This window comes from Candidatus Sulfotelmatobacter sp., from assembly GCA_035504415.1.
GTDB lineage: Bacteria > Vulcanimicrobiota > Vulcanimicrobiia > Vulcanimicrobiales > Vulcanimicrobiaceae > Vulcanimicrobium.
Genome location: DATJRY010000011.1, coordinates 307,462 through 324,846, shown reverse-complemented (window position 1 = coordinate 324,846; position 17,385 = coordinate 307,462). Strand labels below are relative to the sequence as shown.

The 17,385-nt window shown below is 69.0% G+C and carries 10 protein-coding genes; 2 read left to right on the top strand and 8 right to left on the bottom strand.

The genetic code is table 11. The features are described from left to right. The first annotated feature begins 237 nt into the window (after positions 1-237). Together VMD91_07930 and ligA are read left to right on the top strand one after the other, a co-directional pair. Positions 238-594 carry a VOC family protein gene (locus VMD91_07930; protein HTW83977.1) on the top strand — a complete coding sequence of 119 codons (357 nt, stop codon included), beginning with the start codon at positions 238-240 and terminating at the stop codon, positions 592-594. A gap of 3 nt (positions 595-597) precedes the next feature. Next, entirely contained in the window at positions 598-2,613 is a 2,016-nt protein-coding gene (gene ligA, locus VMD91_07925) for an NAD-dependent DNA ligase LigA (protein HTW83976.1), read from the top strand. On the opposite strand, the gene VMD91_07920 is transcribed toward ligA, so the two are convergent. The 8 genes from VMD91_07920 to VMD91_07885 form a co-directional block, all read right to left on the bottom strand. After that, positions 2,602-5,544 (bottom strand): hypothetical protein, encoded by a 2,943-nt coding sequence (locus VMD91_07920; GenBank protein ID HTW83975.1) that lies wholly within the window; start codon positions 5,542-5,544, stop codon positions 2,602-2,604. The two genes, ligA and VMD91_07920, sit on opposite strands and share 12 nt — an antisense overlap. Position 5,545: 1 nt before the next feature. Continuing rightward, positions 5,546-9,559 (bottom strand): hypothetical protein, encoded by a 4,014-nt coding sequence (locus VMD91_07915; protein HTW83974.1) that lies wholly within the window; start codon positions 9,557-9,559, stop codon positions 5,546-5,548. Beyond that, entirely contained in the window at positions 9,549-10,337 is a 789-nt protein-coding gene (locus tag VMD91_07910; GenBank protein HTW83973.1) for a hypothetical protein, read from the bottom strand. Before VMD91_07910 ends, VMD91_07915 begins: the two co-directional genes overlap by 11 nt. 4 nt (positions 10,338-10,341) lie before the next feature. After that, complete coding sequence (locus VMD91_07905) at positions 10,342-11,070, bottom strand: hypothetical protein (GenBank protein ID HTW83972.1); 729 nt, start codon at positions 11,068-11,070, stop codon at positions 10,342-10,344. Next, positions 11,070-11,855, bottom strand: coding sequence for a hypothetical protein (locus VMD91_07900; protein HTW83971.1), 786 nt, complete (start codon positions 11,853-11,855; stop codon positions 11,070-11,072). The genes VMD91_07905 and VMD91_07900 overlap by 1 nt, the downstream gene beginning before the upstream one ends. A gap of 7 nt (positions 11,856-11,862) precedes the next feature. Further along, positions 11,863-12,630 carry a hypothetical protein gene (locus VMD91_07895; protein HTW83970.1) on the bottom strand — a complete coding sequence of 256 codons (768 nt, stop codon included), beginning with the start codon at positions 12,628-12,630 and terminating at the stop codon, positions 11,863-11,865. Positions 12,631-12,857: 227 nt separating this feature from the next. Beyond that, on the bottom strand, positions 12,858-16,079 hold the full coding sequence (locus VMD91_07890; protein HTW83969.1) for an efflux RND transporter permease subunit: 3,222 nt from the start codon (positions 16,077-16,079) through the stop codon (positions 12,858-12,860). A gap of 6 nt (positions 16,080-16,085) precedes the next feature. After that, positions 16,086-17,378 carry an efflux RND transporter periplasmic adaptor subunit gene (locus tag VMD91_07885; protein HTW83968.1) on the bottom strand — a complete coding sequence of 431 codons (1,293 nt, stop codon included), beginning with the start codon at positions 17,376-17,378 and terminating at the stop codon, positions 16,086-16,088. Positions 17,379-17,385 lie beyond the last annotated feature (7 nt).

Sequence of the window (17,385 nt, the reverse complement as noted above, 5' to 3'; positions counted from 1 at the left end):
GGAGCGGCCTTTCACGACTCCGGAGCGGCGGAGCGACGCCGGTCGCCCCTCCTCTATCTCCTCGACGAAGCGAGCCCCCGACGTAAGCCGGGATGTGCAGGGCTCGTTAAGGCCAGTGCAAGTCCTGGTTAATCTTTTCTTCACGGGTTTGCGCCGCGTCCGGACGCGGCCGAGTCGAGGCCCGCGGGGTGAACGGGGGGACGAAGGAAGGCCCGGCGCCCGTCGAACCTCGCGCCGGTGACCTCGTTCGCGCTCGCGATGCTCGTCTGCAGCGACCTGGATCGCTCGAAGCACTTCTACCGGACGATCCTCAACCTGAAGCTGCGAACGGACGCCGCGCCGCACTGGCTCGACTTCGATCTGGGGGCCGGCGCCGTGCTCGGGCTGCACCCGGCCGGCCCGAACCTGCCGGTCCGGCCCGGGTCGCTCCAGCTCGGCTTCACGGTCGACGACGTCGATCTGTTCATCACCGACGCCCGCACGCTCGGGGTGACGATCCTCCAGGAGCCGCACGACGAGGGCTTCGGGCGGCTGGCGGTGATCGCCGATCCGGACGGCTACCCGGTCCAGATCGCGGCCCCCAAGCCCGCCTAGGCCGTGGCTTCGAAAGCCGACACCGCGCGCGCCGCCGCGCTGCGCGCGCAGCTCGACGAGGCGAACTACCGCTACCACGTCCTCGACGATCCGCAGCTGGCCGACGCCGACTACGACGCGCTCTTGCGCGAGCTGCTCGACCTCGAGCTGGCCCACCCCGAGCTGCAGACGCCCGACTCGCCGACCCAGCGGGTCGGGGGCACGCCGGCCGGCGGCTTTCCACCCTACGAGCACTCCCGGCCGATGCTCTCGCTGGCCAACGCCTTCGACGAGGCCGAGCTGCTCGCGTTCGACGCGCGCGTGCGCAAGCTGGGCGCGATCGAGGGCGACGTCGCCTATACGTGCGAGCTGAAGATCGACGGGCTGGCGGTCTCGTTGCGCTACGACGAGGGCAGCTTGCGCGCCGGCGGCACCCGCGGCGACGGCAACGTCGGTGAGGACGTCACCGCCAACCTGCGCACCATCCGTTCGATCCCGCTCACGCTGCGCGGCGAGGCCAAGCGGCGTCCGCGCCACATCGACGTGCGCGGCGAGGCGTACATGCGCAAGAGCGACTTCGCGCGCCTCAACGCCGAGCGCGAGGAGCGCGGCCTGCAGCCGTTCGCGAACCCGCGCAACGCCGCGGCCGGCGGTATCCGCCAGCTCGACCCGAAGGCGACCGCGGAGCGGCTGCTCTCGTTCTACGCCTACGCGGTCGGCGAGATCGACGCCGACGATCCGCCGCGCACGCAGAGCGCGCTGCTCGCGTATCTGCGCGCGCTCGGCTTTCGGGTCAACGAGCACGCGACGCGCTGCGCGTCCATCGCCGAGGTCGTCGCCTTCACCCAGCGCTGGGAAGACGAGCGCGACACGCTCGACTACGAGATCGACGGCGTCGTCGTCAAGGTCGACGACCTGGCACTGCAAGCGCAGCTCGGCAGCGTCGGCAAAGATCCGCGCTGGGCCACGGCGTTCAAGTTCCGCGCGCGCGAGGCGCGCACGAAGCTGCTCGCGATCGAGGTCAACGTCGGGCGCACCGGCACGCTCAACCCGTACGCCGTGCTCGAGCCGGTGCGCCTGGGCGGCGTGACCGTCACCAACGCGACGCTGCACAACGAGGACGACATCCGGCGCAAGGACATCCGGGTCGGCGACGTCGTGGTGGTGCGGCGCGCCGGCGACGTCATCCCGCAGGTCGTGGGCCCGGTGCTCGAGCTGCGGCGCGGCAAGCCGCCCGCGTACACCTTGCCGACCCGCTGTCCCGTCTGCGGCGCCGACGTCGACCGGCCCGAGGGCGAGGCGATGGCGCGCTGCACCAACGCGACCTGTCCAGCGCAGCTGGTCGAACGCATCCGGCACTTCTGCTCGCGCGGCGCGATGGACATCGAAGGCGTCGGCGACCAGCTCTCGGCGGCGCTGGTCGACGCCGGGCTGGTCCGCGACGCGAGCGACTTGTACGCGCTGAGCGAAGAACAACTGCTCACCCTGCCGCGCCTGGCGGAGAAGTCGGCGGCCAACGTGCTGGCCGCGATCGCGGCGTCCAAGCGGCGCGGTTTGGCGCGCTTGCTGTTCGGCCTGGGGATCCGGTACGTCGGTGCGCAGAACGCCGCCATCTTAGCCGGCGACTTCGGCACGCTCGACGCGCTGGCGGCGGCGAGCGAAGAAGAGCTGCTGCGCAGCGAAGGCGTCGGCGAGCAGATCGCGCGCAGCGTCGCGCTGTTCTTCGCCCAAGAACCCAACCGCGCGATGATCCGCCGCATCAAGGAAGCCGGCGTCGACGTCACCGCGCCGCTGCGGCCGCGCGAACCGGTCGGCGTGCTGGCCGGCAAGACGCTGGTGCTGACCGGGACGCTCCCGACGCTCACCCGCGAGCAGGCGACGGATCTGATCGTCGCCGCCGGCGGCAAAGTCAGCTCGGCGGTCTCGAAGAAGACCAACTACGTCGTGGCCGGCGACGAAGCCGGCACCAAGCTGCAAAAAGCCGAACAGCTCGGCATCGAGATCCTCGACGAAGACGGCCTGCGCACCCTACTTGACTAGGGTGATGGGGAGGTGGCCGCCGTCGCTGGTCTCGAGCGTGCCGGTGAACGGCAGTGACGTGACCTTGACGTCGAACTCGAAGTAGCGTCCCGAGCGCGGATTCGGCAGTTTGGTCGCGGAACCGTCCTGCCAGACGATGGTGTCGCCGGCGTGCGCGTCGACCAGCAGGTGCGCGCGCACGTGGACGTACTGGCCCTTCTGCGGGTTGGGCGGCGAGAGCGCGAAGCTCGCGATCGGCAGCGCGGGATCGACGGTGATCTCGATCTCGCCGGTCCCGCCGACTTTGCCGGAGGCCTCGACGACGACGGTGGCTTTGCCGGCCCGCGCGGTCGCGGGCACGTGGATCGTCCCGGTCCAGGTGTGCGTGGCGCTGTGATACGTCAGCGGAACGCTGGCGCCGAACGGCTGCGCGACGACCTTGTCGGCCGGTTGCGTCGTCGTCACCGCGATCGACGTCGTGCCGCCGGGCGGCAGCCGTTTGACCAGCGCGCGCACGGTGACGACGCTGGTGTCGTTGCCCTTGAAGGTGAACACGACGCCCTTGTCGCCCTCGCCGACGGTGAAGACGATGCCGTCGAGATGCGCGCCGCCGGCCAGCGTCACCGGCACCTGCGCGTCGGAGACGACGCCGAGCCCCGCCGAGAGCGTCTCGGGATCGACGCTCAGCGTGTACGAGCCCGGCGGCAGGTTGTCGAGCAAGAAGCTGCCGTCGGCGTCGGTGATGCCGGCGTGCTCGCCGGGTTCGGCCACGACGTAGGCGTTCTCGACCCCGCCGTCGCCGTGCTCGTGATCGAAGACGACCTTGCCGCCCACCGATGCCAGCGGCGCGGCCGTGAACGCGACGTGGCTGATATCGCCGATGATGACGTTGACGCTCTGTTTGGGGTTGTCGACGCCGCCGTAGGTGGCGGGGAACGACTCCGGCACCACCGCCACGGTGTGCGCGCCCGCGCTCAGCGCACCGAACGCGAACTGGCCGTGCGCGTCCGACGTCGCGCGCGCCGAGCCGTCGAGCAGCACGACGACGCCGGGGATCGGCGTCGTACCGGCCGCGACCGTACCGATGATCGAGCCGTACGCGCCGATGCCGAGCACCAGCTGCGCCTGCTGTCCGCCGGCCAGCGAGATGGTCGTGATCGGGCTCGCGGCCTGTTCGCCGCGCGGTAAGCTGGCCGGATCGATGGTGATCTGATGGACGCCGGCGGTCACGAAGCGGAACGCGAAGCGCCCCTGCACGTCGGTGCGCACCGTTTGCTGGCCGTCGAGCACGACCGCGACGTTGGCGGCGCCGATCGTCGGCGCGCCGTTCTGCGGCGCGAACAGCGGCGAGGAGCTGACGGCGGTCTGCACGACGCCGACGATCGCGCCCGGCAGGTGCGGGTCGGCGCGGCCGGTGACGATCCCGTTGCCGAATGCGAACGGCGCGCCCAGCGAGAAGCCGAACTGCGTCGTGCGCCCGTTGGTCGCCGGCTGCAACGGATCGTGACGCTGTTGGAGGATCGCGTCGACCGACAGGCTGACCGACGGCGAGATGCGGCGCGTGACGGTAATGGTCGGACCGAAGATCGCGGCCGCCGATTCCGGCGTGAACTGGCGCTCGCCCTGGAAGGTCACGCTCAGCGCGGTCTTGCCGTGCGTGCGCGAGACGCCGAGGCTGGCCGTGGTCGCCAGGTCCGGGCCGGCCAGCGAGGTCTCGCGGTCGACCGAGGCCAGCGCTTGCAGCGCGAAGGCCGGGAACGCATGGGCGAAGCCGAGATCGTAGGAGACGGAGCCGACCGTTCCGCCGATCGTCGCGGTCGTGCGGCTGGCGGTGATGCCGCCGTTGAACGTCGAGCTGTGGACCGGCAGGGTGAGGTCGAGCGTCGCGTCGCCGCTCCACGTCTTCCCGCTGCCGGCGTCGAGCGAGCTCTGGTTCTGCAGCGAGAGCATCGCCGAGCCGCTCTTGGCGAACGGCTCCTGCAGCGAGACCGAGGTCTGCTGCGTGTCGTCGACGCCGCCGATGCCGCCCGTCCGGTCCCGTTCGACCGTCGCCGTCATCGAGCCGCCGGTGAACGAGGTGCGGTACGAGAGCGCCGCGTAGCGATCGTCCTGCGAGACGCCCCCCAGCGAGACGTAGTTCGGCGAGAGGTCGCGCAGGTCGAGGCTCCAGTAATTGTGCGAGCCGCCGTCGTCGACGCGGCCTTCCATCGCGAAGCCGGTCCCGTCGGGGATGCGGATGCCGTCGAGGCCGTCGCCCAGGCCCTGGTTCTTCTCGAAGCCCAACTCGAGCTGTGCGCTCACCCGTCCCGGACGGGTGGCGAAACCGGCCAGCACGCCGTCGACGCGTCCGCCGTCCGCGGTGGTCGCATCGTAGGCGGCCAGCGTCGCGTAGCCGGCGGTGCCGATCGAGCGCAGTCGTACGCCCTTGACCAGGTACGAGGGCGTGCCTTCGAGCGCGCCGGCGTAGAAGGTCACGTCGCCGTGGCGGCGCGGCAGCAGCAACGCCGGCCCGCGCGTCGTCGAACCGGCCGGCACGAGGCCGAGCCCGCCGACCTGTTGCGGTCCGTACAAGAGGCTCTCGCGCGGCGTGTCGTACTCGGCCGTCGCCTGCGAGATCCCGCTGCCCGCTCCGATGACGGCCGGGATCTGCACGTCGGTCGACGTCGTCGGCGTCGAGCGGCGCAGGTCGATCACCGCGCCGGCGTCGCCGGTCGAGCTCTCTTGCGCGCCGGCCAGTCCGCTGTTCACCTGTTGTCCCAGGTTGAGGTTTCCGGTGACGCCGATCGCGACCGGGCCGCCATGCGCGGCGGGCTTCGCACTCGCGGAGGGCGAGGGAGACGGTGTCGGAGTGGGAGGCGCGTCGGCCGACAGCGCGAGATCGGTGGCGAAGGAGATGGCGGCGGTGCCGATCAGGGTCAGCCCCAGCGCGCGGCAAGCCGCCCGCAGGTTCACGTCAATTCGCGATCCACGTGTACGTGATCGTCTGCTGGTGGCCGGTCGGCGGCACCGTCTCGGTGCCGATGCTGACCTGATAGTTCACGTAGATCTTGATCGGGTTGGTGTCGTCGCCGGTCCCGCCTTGGGTGGTGTACGCCAGGCGCGTTCCGCTGCCGGTGGAGGTCAGCAGCACCGGCGTGTAGGCGGCGGTGTTGTCGTATGCCATGCACGGCGGCGTGATGCTGGTCGGGCACGGCACCGTCGTCGCGCCGGTCGAGTTGGTGCTGTCGGTCTCCAGGTTCAGCTCGTTGGCCGAACCGGCGCCGGTGCGCGACGGGTTGGCGTCGACCGACGCGTAGAGCGTCCAGTTGGTCGGGTCCGAGGCGTCGGTGGTGACGGTGACGATCATCGCGTCGGCGCAGTTCCGGTTCGTGCTGGCCGGCACGGTGCCGAAGTTGACGGTCAGCGTCGCCGGCGTCAGCGTGACGCCGGCGCACGAGGCCGAGCCATTGACCGCGACCGCGACGTTGGCCGAGAGCGCGATGAGGATCTGCGTGTCGGCGTACCAGTTCGAGGTCGCCGCCGTCGTCGAGCCGTTGATCGTCGCCGGGAAGTTGTAGGTCGAGTTGATCTTGTCGGGCGCCAGCGCGGTGAACTGCACGCTCAGCGTGTTGCCCTGCGTGAACACGCCGGACGGGCACGTGATCGTGATGTTGCCGTTGGTCGCGGTGCCGCTGGTCGGGTTGGCGTACGTCTCGGTGCAGCCGTCGGCGGTGCCCGTCGAGGACATCGTCAGGGTGGGCGCGGCGGTGATCTTCCAGATCACACCGCTCGAGTCGGCGCCGTTGGAGCCGGTCGTGTCCTCGCCGGGGATCGCGATGACCGCGCTGGTGATGGCGACGTTGCCGGTGTTCTTGATCGTGTAGACGTACGTGTTGCCGGTGGTCGCGTTGTAGTTGCCGGCGATCGAGGGCTGCGTGCCGGGGGTGATCGGAACCAGCGTCCCCGACACGTTGCTGATCTCGGAGAAGCCGACGCCGGCCGCCGCGCTCGGCTGCACCGAGAGCGTCGAGTTGACCGGCGTCGTCCAGGCGTCGGTCGTCGCGCCGTGGCCCCAGCTGCTGATGGTGATCGGCGTTCCCGTCGACGCGCTCCCGGTGGTGACCGGGATGCTGACGTTCAAGATGCTGCCCGAGGTCAACGAGTACGGCTCGTTCTGCGTCGAGAACGGGCAGACGGTCAGGTTGTCGGAACCGAAGCTCGTCGAGCTGGCCGGCAGCGTCGGCAGCGGTGAGACCTGCTGCGAGCACTGGCCGAAGTAGTAGGTCGTCGGCTGGCCGGTGCCGCTGCTCACGGACAGGCACGACCAGCCCGTCGTCGAGACCGTCAGCGCGCCGCAGGCGGTCGGGAACGTGGCGTAGGTTTGATACGGTATCTGCAACGCGACGAAGTCGATCTCATCGGGGAACGGATCGGCACCGGCGGCGGTGTTGCGGAAGTTGAAGTCCAGCGTGTTGGTCGTGTTGGTGCCGACGCTGCCCGGCGTCACCTGGCCGACCATCAGCGCCCCGTTGAGCGAGTACGCGGCGAGCGCCGTCGAGTCGACCGACGTCGGGCTGCCGATGAAGGTCGTGTTGGTGCCGGACGGCGTGATCGTCACCGGGAAGACGGCGTATCCGTCGTAGCTGGTCTGGATCAGCGTTCCGACCAGGTCGGTGTACGAGAACGACGTCGACGGCGGCGTGATCGAGAAGTAGAACGTTTGCGAGGTGCCGGCCGCGATGGTGGTCGAGGGCGTCACGCAGATGGTGGCGCGCGGGATGCCGTCGCAGTATCCGTTGGTCGTGATGGTCGCGGCGTTGGGCGAGTGCGAGTCGACCGCGACCGTGCTCTCCGGCATCCCCGAAGGCAGCAGCAGGTCGAAGATCTGAATCGTCTCGGTCGACGTGTCGTTGACCTTGTAGGCGAAGACCAGCTTCGAGGCGGCGCTGGTGAACGGGTTGTTGAGCGCCATCGTGGCCTGATTGAAGCGCGGCGTGTAGCCGGCGTCCTGGTTGGCGTGCCAGGCACCCCCGGAGTCGTAATAGCCCGCCAGCCATGCCGACCCGGTCGCGGTGTCGCCGCCGGCTTGATTGGTGAGCACGAACGGGTTGGAGACGTCGGTGCCGCCCGAGAGCGTGCCGGCGACGATCGCGTCCTGCGGCACGACCGCGGACTCGAAGACGCAGCCGTAGTTGGTCGTGCACGAGGTGCCGTAGAACGTCAGTCCGCTCACGGTGACCGACGAGCCGGGCTTCATCACCGTCGAGGCCGAGACCGGCGTGACCGTGATCGTGTAGTCCGCGTTGGTGCCGCAGGTGCCGCACGCGACGCTGGCCGTCCACGCGTTGCCCGACGTGTCGGCGTAGGTGCCGCTGCAAGGCGCGCCCGACGCCGGCGTGCAGGTGGTACTCGACCCCGGCGCCAGCAAGGTGATCTTGGTCAGCTTGTTCGCGCTGGCCGCGGTCGTCGCGTAGAACTCGACCAGCGGGTCGCCGTTGTTGGTGCCGAACGTCTGATCGCTGGTGTTGGTGAACGCCAGCGAGGTCGTCACGTAGCCGGGCGAGGTCGGGATGACGGTCGAGGCGGCGGTCGGGTTCTGGAACAGCACGCTGCCCGAGTAGCCCAGCACCTGGAACGACTGCGCCGCGACCATCTGCTTGGACACCGAGTCGTAGATCGTCGCCTCCCAGGTGCTGCCGGGGAAGGCCTGCTCGAACGGCAGCGTCTCGGTCGGGAGCGCCCACTGGTTGTAGCTGGGCGTGATGATCGTCGTCCCGTAGTTCTCGGTCGTCGTCGTCTCTTTCATGACGTTGCCGGTCGGGTCGGTGATCGCCAGCACCAGGTTGTCGGTGTCGCCCGAAGGCAAGCCGCTGGCGCCGAACTCGAGGTTCATGTACGTCTGACTGGGGTCGTCGACCGAGGTCGCGGTACCGTTCCACGCGATGCGCTGATGCGAGGCGCCCGACGTCGTGCCGACGTTGTTGACGAACTGCAGGTTGATCCGTCCGGTGCTGCCCGTCGTGCGGCCGTCGATGACGGCGAACAGCCGCGTCGCGACGCGCTGGTTCGCGGTCTGATCGTAGACCGTGACCATGTAGGTGTCCTGGAAGGGCACCGTCGGATAGGTTTGGAGCGTGAGACCCCAGTTGGCCACCAGCGTGCCGTTGCCGTTGGGGTTGGTGCCGGTCACCGCGGTACTGCCGAGCTGACACAGCGTCGAGGGCGTGGTCGTCTGGGCCGACGCCGGCGCGGTGTAGACGCACTTGCCGGTGATCTGGTCCTCGATGCCGATCGCGTACGAGTCGGTCGCGTTGAGCCCGGTCGCCGCGATGTAGACGGTCGCGGCGCCGCTGGCGCTGGTGGTGAAGTTCTGCGATTTCGAGGAGAGCGAGCCGTCGGTGTAGGTCTCGATCGCGACCGGCGAGCCGACCAGCACGTAGGCGATGTCGTCCCAGTTGTTGGTCGACGTGTTGAGGACCGCGAAGACGTAGATGCCGTTGGTGACGCCGGTCTGCGTGTGGCTCGTGCCGGTCGGCCCGGCGTACGCGGTCGTCGAGATCGCCGTCGGCGCGCCGCCGTTGGTCGGCGTGAGCACGTAGTCCTTGTAGACCGCGGTCGTCGCCGGCAGCTTGATCGCCTGCCACGTGATGTTCGAGCCGGCGGTGAAGTTCTCGCTCGCGTTGCCGTTGTCGACGCAGGCGTTGCTCTCGAACGAGAACTCGATGCAGGCGCCGTTGGCCGAACGGATGCGGCGGATCTTCGAGGTGCCCTTGGGCATCGGCGGAAGCGGCGGCAGCGGACGCGCACCGTTCGTCCACCCCGTCTTGGCCGCGGGCGAGGCCGACGGCGAGGCGGTGGGCGTCGCGCGGACGGTCGTGGGCAGCGCGCGCATCGCGGGCTGCACCAGCTCGGAGAACGGCGCGGCGAACGCGGCGCTCGTCACCGCGGTCAGCGCCGCCAAGACGACGAGTGCGGATCTAACGCGCATCGAAACGGATCCTCCCACCGGTTCGCGTCGCGCCACCGTAGTCGAGAATTGCGACGACTTCGTACAAGGCGGGCGCGAGCCGCGCGCCGCTCAATTCGATCGTGCGCTCACCGCCGCGCTCGACGAGCATCGAGGCCGGGAGCGCGAGCGTCTGGACCAGCGCTTCACCGCGCCGGACCTCGATCCGCCCTTTGACGTAAAGATGCGTGTTGCCGGTGTCGCGGAACGCGAGGTGATAGCGCATCCCGTGCTCGTCCTGCGTCGCGCTCAGCCCGGTGACGGCGGCCTGCGGGTGCGCCGTGCCGTCGATCGTGGCGTAGACCTTGGTCGCGATGCGTGCCGAGAACGTCAGGCCGCCGCTGCGCCGCGCCTGGCGCGTCTGGACCAGCAGCGCGCCGGCGTATTCGCCGGTCAGCGGCGCGCGCGGAACGCTCAGCGTCAGCTGCACTTGTTGGAACGCGCCCGCCGCCACGTCGAACTCGCGCGGGTTCACCGCCAGCCAGCGGGCGTCGGAATCGGTCCGGCTGCCGGCCGGCACGTAGGCGTAGTTGCCGCCTTCGTCGAGCCGGAAGTCGTCCAGGCTGACGACGACGTGCGTGGGCGTGGGGGCGTTGTTGCGCACCGTCAGCGGGACGTTGTAGGTGCCGGCGGCCGCGACGGTGATGTCGACCTTGCCGGGCGTGACCGACAGGCCGGTGCTCCCGGGGCCTTGGGCCGCGGCCGGGGCCACGATCAGCGCCGTCAGAGCGAGCGTCGTCGCGAAGCGCGTGCGCAGCATCGGCCTAGTTCATCGTCAGCGTCACGGTCATCGTGTCGCTGTACGCGCCGGAGGCGTAGGTGGTGTTGGTCAGCAGCATCAGGACGTCTTGGCCCATGTAGAAGGTGCCGCTGCCGGTGTTGGTCGCGATGATCGTCTGCGCCGTCGGCGTCGCGCTGCCGGCGCCGATCGTCAGCTGACCGGTGCCCGCGCAGGTCGTCTCGTTGATCGAGGCGGAGGTCGTCGTCGCGCTGCTGCCGGTCATCGGCGACGCCGCGCTGGGCGTGCCCGTGTACATCGTGCCGTTGGGGATCCCGCACAGGTAGATCCCGGCGCCCGGACCGAGCTGCAGCAGCTCGGTGACGTTCCAGCCGTTGGTGTCGTTGGTCGTCACGCCGATCGAGAGCGCGTTCTTGTAGTCGCAGCCGGTCGTCTTGCCGGCCGCGGGCGCGTAAACGTCGGAGAAGTCGATGATGTTGGAGGTCTGCGCGGGCGAGGCCGTGCAGCCCGCGCCGCCGGTGAAGGCCGCGTTCGACGCGGCGACGATGCTGCCGATCCCCGAGACGTTGGTCTGGCCGGTCGTCGTGCTGTAGTTGGGGTAGAGGTTGAGCGTCCCGGTCGTCGCCTGGTTCCACTCGACGATCGGGTTGCCGCTGCCGTACACGGTGGTCGTCGTGGCTGCGGCAGGGCGCGCGCCCGCGGCGAACGCGAGCACGGCGAGCAGCCCCAACAGACGGCGCGGCGAGAACATCATCAGTGGACGACGAACGCCGTCCTTCCGGCGACGCGCGAGGCACCGCCGTAGTCGATCACCGCGGTGGCGGTGTAGGTGCCGGGCGGTAACGTCTTGCCGTCGGCCGAGACGATGCGCTTGCCGCCGCGCTCGACGAGCACGTCCTTGGGCAGCGTGACGCGGTCGACCACGGTGCCGCCTTGCGCGACGTCGACGTGGCCGTTGATGTAGACGTGCATGTCGCCTTCGTTCTTGAAGGCGACCGCGTAGCGGCGGCCCAGGGTCTGCGGCTGCGAGCTGACGTCGGTCACCGCGCCGTTGGGATTTCCCCCGTCGGGCGTGACGACGTACATGCGCGCCGCGACGCGCTCGGTCAAGCCGAAGCCGCCCGGCTTGCGGGGCGGACGCGTCGTGAAGAAGATCAGGGTCGCGTACTCACCGTGCGCGTTGGCCGGGACGCTGACCGTGTAGCGAATCTGTTCGAAGGCGCCCGGCTGCAGGTCGAACTCGCGCGGGTTGACCGACCCCCACTTGCCGGACGAGTACCGGTTCGTGCCGGAGGTCGGGAAGCTGGCTTTGCCGTCCTCGGAGAGGACGTAGTCGGCCATCGCCGCGACGACGTGGGTCGCGCCGGTGCCGACGTTGCGAATGGTGATGGGAACCGTCTTACTCGTGCCCGGCGCGGCTTCGATCTCGTAGCGAGCCGGCTGGATATCGAGGCTCAGGTCCGCGTACGCAGGCGCGACCGTGAGCGCGGCGGCCACCGCCGCGCTCAGGATCGCCACTCGTCGCGCGGGTACGCGCATCGTCGGGTTATCCGGGGACGAAGTAGACGATGATCGCGTGCGCGGCGTTGGTCACCGACGGCGCCGCCGTCGGAATGTCCAGCTGGACGTCTTCACCGTAGAAGTTCGTCCCGGTCGCCGGCGTGCCGGCGGCCACCGTCCACACCGCCGTCGTCGGCAGTCCCGTCGCGGTCGCGCTGCCGGCCGAGCCGACGTCGCCGCCGACGCCCGGGTTGGTGACCGTGCCGGAGGCCGGGCCGAGCAGCGTGCCCGAGCCGGCGCACGCCGTGGCGACGCCGCCGGCGTTGAAGGTCGCGGCGCCGGGCGCCGTGCCGTTGGTCGAGGCCGGCGTCGTCGCGGTCGCGGTCGCGCCGTCCGTGTAGACGCAGATGCCGTAGTTGGCCGGCGCGGCGGTCACGTCGAGCGACTCGTAGACCTGATAGCCGGCCGCGTCGTTCGTGTTGACCGAGATGCCGATCGCGTTCTGGTAGTTACAGCCCGTCGCACCCGTGCCCGGCGTGACCGTGCCGAAGGTGAGCGTGTAACTGTTGTACGCGTCCGTCGCCGGGGTCGTGCAGGTGCCCGAGCCGGCGCTGGTGCTGGTCTGGATGGTGCCCGTGCCCGTCGCGAAGGCGGACTGAGCGGTCTTGTAGTCGGACGCCAAATGGGCGGTGAACGCCGCCGGGATGGTCCAACCGAACTTCACCGCACCGGTCTGCGTGGCGGCCCCGGCGGGGACGGCACTCACGGTGGCGGCGATGGTGAGCGCGCCGAGTGCGGCCGCTACTTTCCTCACGTGCGATTCCTTTCGCGAAGCAATCCAAAGGAAGGGGAGGGGGAAGGCACACCCCGTGTTAGGAGGATCGGGCTGTGATTTGGCTCGCTTTAGCGCCCTCCGATAGGCCGAGCGTGAGGTTAACCTAGACTTAGCAGCCTGGTCGTGGGGATGCGAAAAAAGTCGCACCCCGGCGGGCGAGCGCCGGGGTGCGAAGGGACCGCTACCGCGCGTTTCGCGCCCTGGCGTCAGGCCCGCGCGGGCAGCGTCCCGTGTCCGTCGACGATGCCGTGCGGTACGACGTGGCGCCCGTCGCCGTCGTCGTCGGTCGACTCGATGTGGTGGCTGCCGTGGAAGTGCTCGGGCGCCAAGTACATGTACATGACCGGCACCAGCACCAGCGTGAGTACCAGCGAGCTGAGGATGCCGCCGATGACGACGACGCCCAGGCTGGATCGCACTTCCGAGCCCGGCTCGAGCGCCAGCGCCAGCGGGAAGTTGCCGGCCACGACCGAGATCGACGTCATGATGATCGGGCGGAACCGGGTGAACGCGCTCTCCTTGATCGCGTCGAGCTTCGAACGGCCGCGCTCGCGCAGCGTGTTCGCGTAGTCGACCAGCAGGATGCCGTTCTTGGTCACGATCCCGACCAGCAAGATCGTCCCGATCAGCGAGAACAAGTTGAGCGTCCCGCGCGTGATCGCCAGCGCGCCGAGCGCGCCGAACGCGGCCACCGGGACCGAGAACAAGATGATCAGCGGCGAGCGATAGCTGTTGTAGAGCGCGACCATCAGCAAGAACACCAGGACGACCGAGAGGATCAGCGAGCCGCCCAGGCCCTCGAGGGTCTGACCCATCAGATCTTGCTGACCCAGCGGACGCGGCCGCACGATGATGTTCTTGGGCAGGTTGAGCGCCTTGACGCGCGCCGTGAACGCCTTCTGGACGTTCGAGAGCGACTCGCCGGGCGCGACGTTCGAGCTGATGTCGACGACGCTGTTGCGATCCACGCGCGTGATCAGCGGCGGCGCCGGGGTCCAAACGAAGGTCGAGAAGTCGCCCAAGTGGACGACGCTCCCGTTGGTCGCGCGAACCGGGATCTCCGAGATCGCCGAGAGCTGTGACTGGTCCTCGAGCGGATAGATGACTTGGACCTGCTCGAGGCCGTCGGGCGTGTTGAACTGGGTGGCGATGGCGCCGCCGAACGCGGCTTCGGCCGCCGTGGCGGCGTTCCCGATGCTCACGTTGAGCGCGCGGGCGCGGGCGCGGTCGAAGCGCAGCTCCACCTGCGGGGTGAGCTGCGATGCGGCGCTGTAGACGTTCGTCGCTCCCGGCGTCTGAACCAGTGCTTGATAGACTTTTTCCGCGTACGGGGTGGGGTCGCCGCCCGAGACGTCGGTGACGAGCTCGTCGACGGGCTGCGCGTTGCCGCCGCCGGTGCCCGTCGCCGGGATGACCACGACGTTCGCGTCCGGCAAGACCTTGTGAGCGAGCTTCGTGTATTGGCTGACCCAGTAGTTCGTCGAATGGCGCCGGTCGTCGTCCAAGAACAGGTGGACCTGCCCGACGTTGCCTTGGACCAGGAAGCCCCCGAACGGCGAGGAGTAGCCGCCCGCCACCGCCGTGTCGGCGTCGATGTCGGGATACCGACGGATCGCGCGCTCGAGCGTGAACACCGCCTGCGAGGTCGTCGCCAGCGGCGTCCCGACGGGATAGGTGATTTGCATGAAGATCTCGCCGCGGTCGACCGGCGGGATGAACGTCGAGCCGACGATGCCCAGCGGGACCAACGACATCGCGAACACGAACGAGGCGGCACAGACCGCGACGACGATCACGCGATGAGAGAGCCCCCACGGCAACACCTTGTGCGCGTACCAGGAGCGCACGTTGCTGAAGCCGCGCTCGAAGGCGCGAATGAAGAACGGCGGCTTCCAGTGCGACTTGAGCGCCCAGTTGCCGGCGAGGCTCGGTGTGATCGTGAACGAGACGAACAGCGAGGTCAGCGTCGAGATGACGACCACGATGCCGAACTCGGCCAGGTTGCGGCCGACCTGTCCCTGCAGGAACGCGATCGGCAAGAACACGACCACGTCGACTAGGGTGATGACGACGGCCGCCGTCCCGATCTCGGTTCGGCCGCTGACCGCGGCTTCGGCCGGCGACTGTCCCAGCTCGAAGTGGCGCTCGATGTTCTCGAGCACGACCGTCGAGTCGTCGACCAGGATGCCGACGACCAAGGTCATGCCGAGCAGCGAGATCGTGTCGAGTGTCAGGTTCATCATCTTCATGACGAACAGCGCGACGCACAGCGAGGCCGGGATGGCGACCAGCACGACGATCGCGTTGCGCCACGAGCCGAGGAAGAACAGCATGACGATGCCCGTCAAGATGATCCCTTCGGTCAAGGTGCGGATCACGCTGTCGATCTGCTGCGCCGTGTACTTCGACTGGACGTGGACGACCGAGAAGTTGATGTCGGGGAATTGCGCTTCGATGCGCGGGAGGGCGGCGATCACGTGGTTCGAGGCGTCGACCTCGGACGACGTCGACGACTTTTGGATCTGCAGGAAGACGCCGTTGATGCCGTTGATCGCGGCGACCTGGCGCCGCGGCTCGTAGCCGTCGACGACGCTCGCCACGTCACCGACGCGAACGACCTGCGAAGCCGAGGTCCAGGGGTCGATGGTGCCGGCCGCCGTCGTCGCGGCCGCGTTCGCCGGAGCGTTGGGGGCCGAAACCGGCAGCCCGGCGATCGACTCGGGCGTCTCGATGTCGCCGCGGATGTCGATCTGCGTCTCGCGGTTCGGGCCGTAGGCGATGCCGCCCGGGGCGCGCAGGTTGTTGTCGGCGACCGTGCTGATGAGGTCGTTCAGCGTAAGGCCGTACGCGTTGAGCGCGGTCGGGTTCGCGACGACCTCGAAGGCCGGCGTGACCTGTCCGCCGACGCTCACGTTCGAGATGTCGGGGATCTGCTCGATGTCGGGCACGACGCGACCGGTCGCGATCAGGTTGAGCTCTCCGGCCGTCATCTTCGAGGACGAGAGCGAGATCACCACGACGACCGCCTGCGACGGGTCGCGAATGGCCAGCGTCGGCGGCTGGATCGACGTCGGAAGGTTGTGCTCGGCCTGGGTGATGGCGGTCTGCGTGTTCGTGAGGTCGGTGTTCTCGTCGGACGTGATATAGAACGTCGCGACGATCGAAGCCTGACCTTGCTGGATCGTCGAGCTCGTCGTCTGCAGGTTCGCGGCGCCCGCGAGAGCGTTCTCGATGGGCTCGACGACGGCGTCGCGCATCACCGTCGTCGATGCGCCCGGGTACTGCACGTTGATGCTGACGGTCGGTTGAGAGACGTTCGGAAACTGTTGCTGGACGAGCGTGCTCGCAGCGAGCGCGCCTGCCAGCAGCATGAGCGCGAGCAGCACGAACACCAGCGTCGGGCGCTTGACGAAAAGGCTGGTCAGCATGCGCGCTTACTTCTCCGCGACGGTCTGCTGCACGGTAACGGGCTCGCCGTCGGACAAGCCCAACTGACCGTTGGCGACCACGATCGTGCCGGGCTGGAGCCCGCGCACGACCGCGTTCTTGTCGTCCTGCGCGACGAGCAGGACGTTCGCGGTGTGCACGATGCCGTCGCGCACGACCTCGACCGTCGAGTTGGTCGTGTCCAGAAACGCCGTACTCGGTATGCGCACGCCGGTCGCCGACGGCAGTTGCGCGAGCCCCGTCACCACCATGCCGGGCTTGAGCAGATTGCGCGCGTTGTCGATGACGACGTTGACGACGAAGTTGGTCGCACCCGGCTGGACGGGGCTGAGCACGCCGACCGTCGTGCCGTAGATCTTCTTGCCCGGCAGGAGCGTGCTCTCGACCGCGACCGGGCTGCCGGCGCGGATACCGACGATCTGTCCGCCCGAGCCGTTGAGCACGGCGTAGACGCGATCGGTTTCCTGCAGCGTGAATATCTGGCGCGTGCCGGGATACTCACCCAGGTTGAGGTTGCGGTTGACGACGACGCCGTCGATCGGCGAGTAGATGACGGCCTTCGAGATCGAGACCTTCACCTGCTGTGCTTGCGCCAGCGCGGCTTCCGCGGCGGCGCGCGCCGACTGCACGGTCGCGCCCTGCAAGCCGGTCGAGGTCGAACCGTTCGCCTGCACCTGCTTGACGTCGTTGGCCAGCGTGACCTGATCTTGCGCGATCGTCTCCTGATCGTTCTTGACCGTCAGCGCTTGCTGGTCGTAGGTCTGCTGCGCGACGTAGCCGTTCTTGAGCAGCTCGGCGTCGCGCTTGAGGTTGAGCGCGTCGACCGCCAGCGTGTGCTGCGCGGCGCGGACCGCGGCGCGCGCTTGATCGACCGTGTTCGAGTTCTGAATGATGGTCAGGCCGGCTTGGTCGTAGGTCTGATCGGCCTTGGCGATGTCGCTGTTGTAGGTCGCCATGTCCGAGTTGTACTCGGCGACCAGATCGGCCGTGTCCAGCCGCGCCAACACCTGACCTTTGCGGACGAGATCGCCTTCTTGGACGGTGATCACGTCGGTGGGTTCCGAGAGCGACGAGGTGATGCCGACGTTTTGCAGCGGCGCGATCAGTCCCGAGAGCTCCGAGACCGGCGAGACGGTACCGTCCGCGGCGGTGATGACGGGGACGACCGCATTGGCCGTCGAGTGAGCGCGTTGCGCGTGACTGCACGCCGTCAGCGCGCACGCGGAGAGTGCGCACAGGGCGAGCGCTCGGCTCAGGGCGCCGGGTGAGACCTTGACCATACCGTCA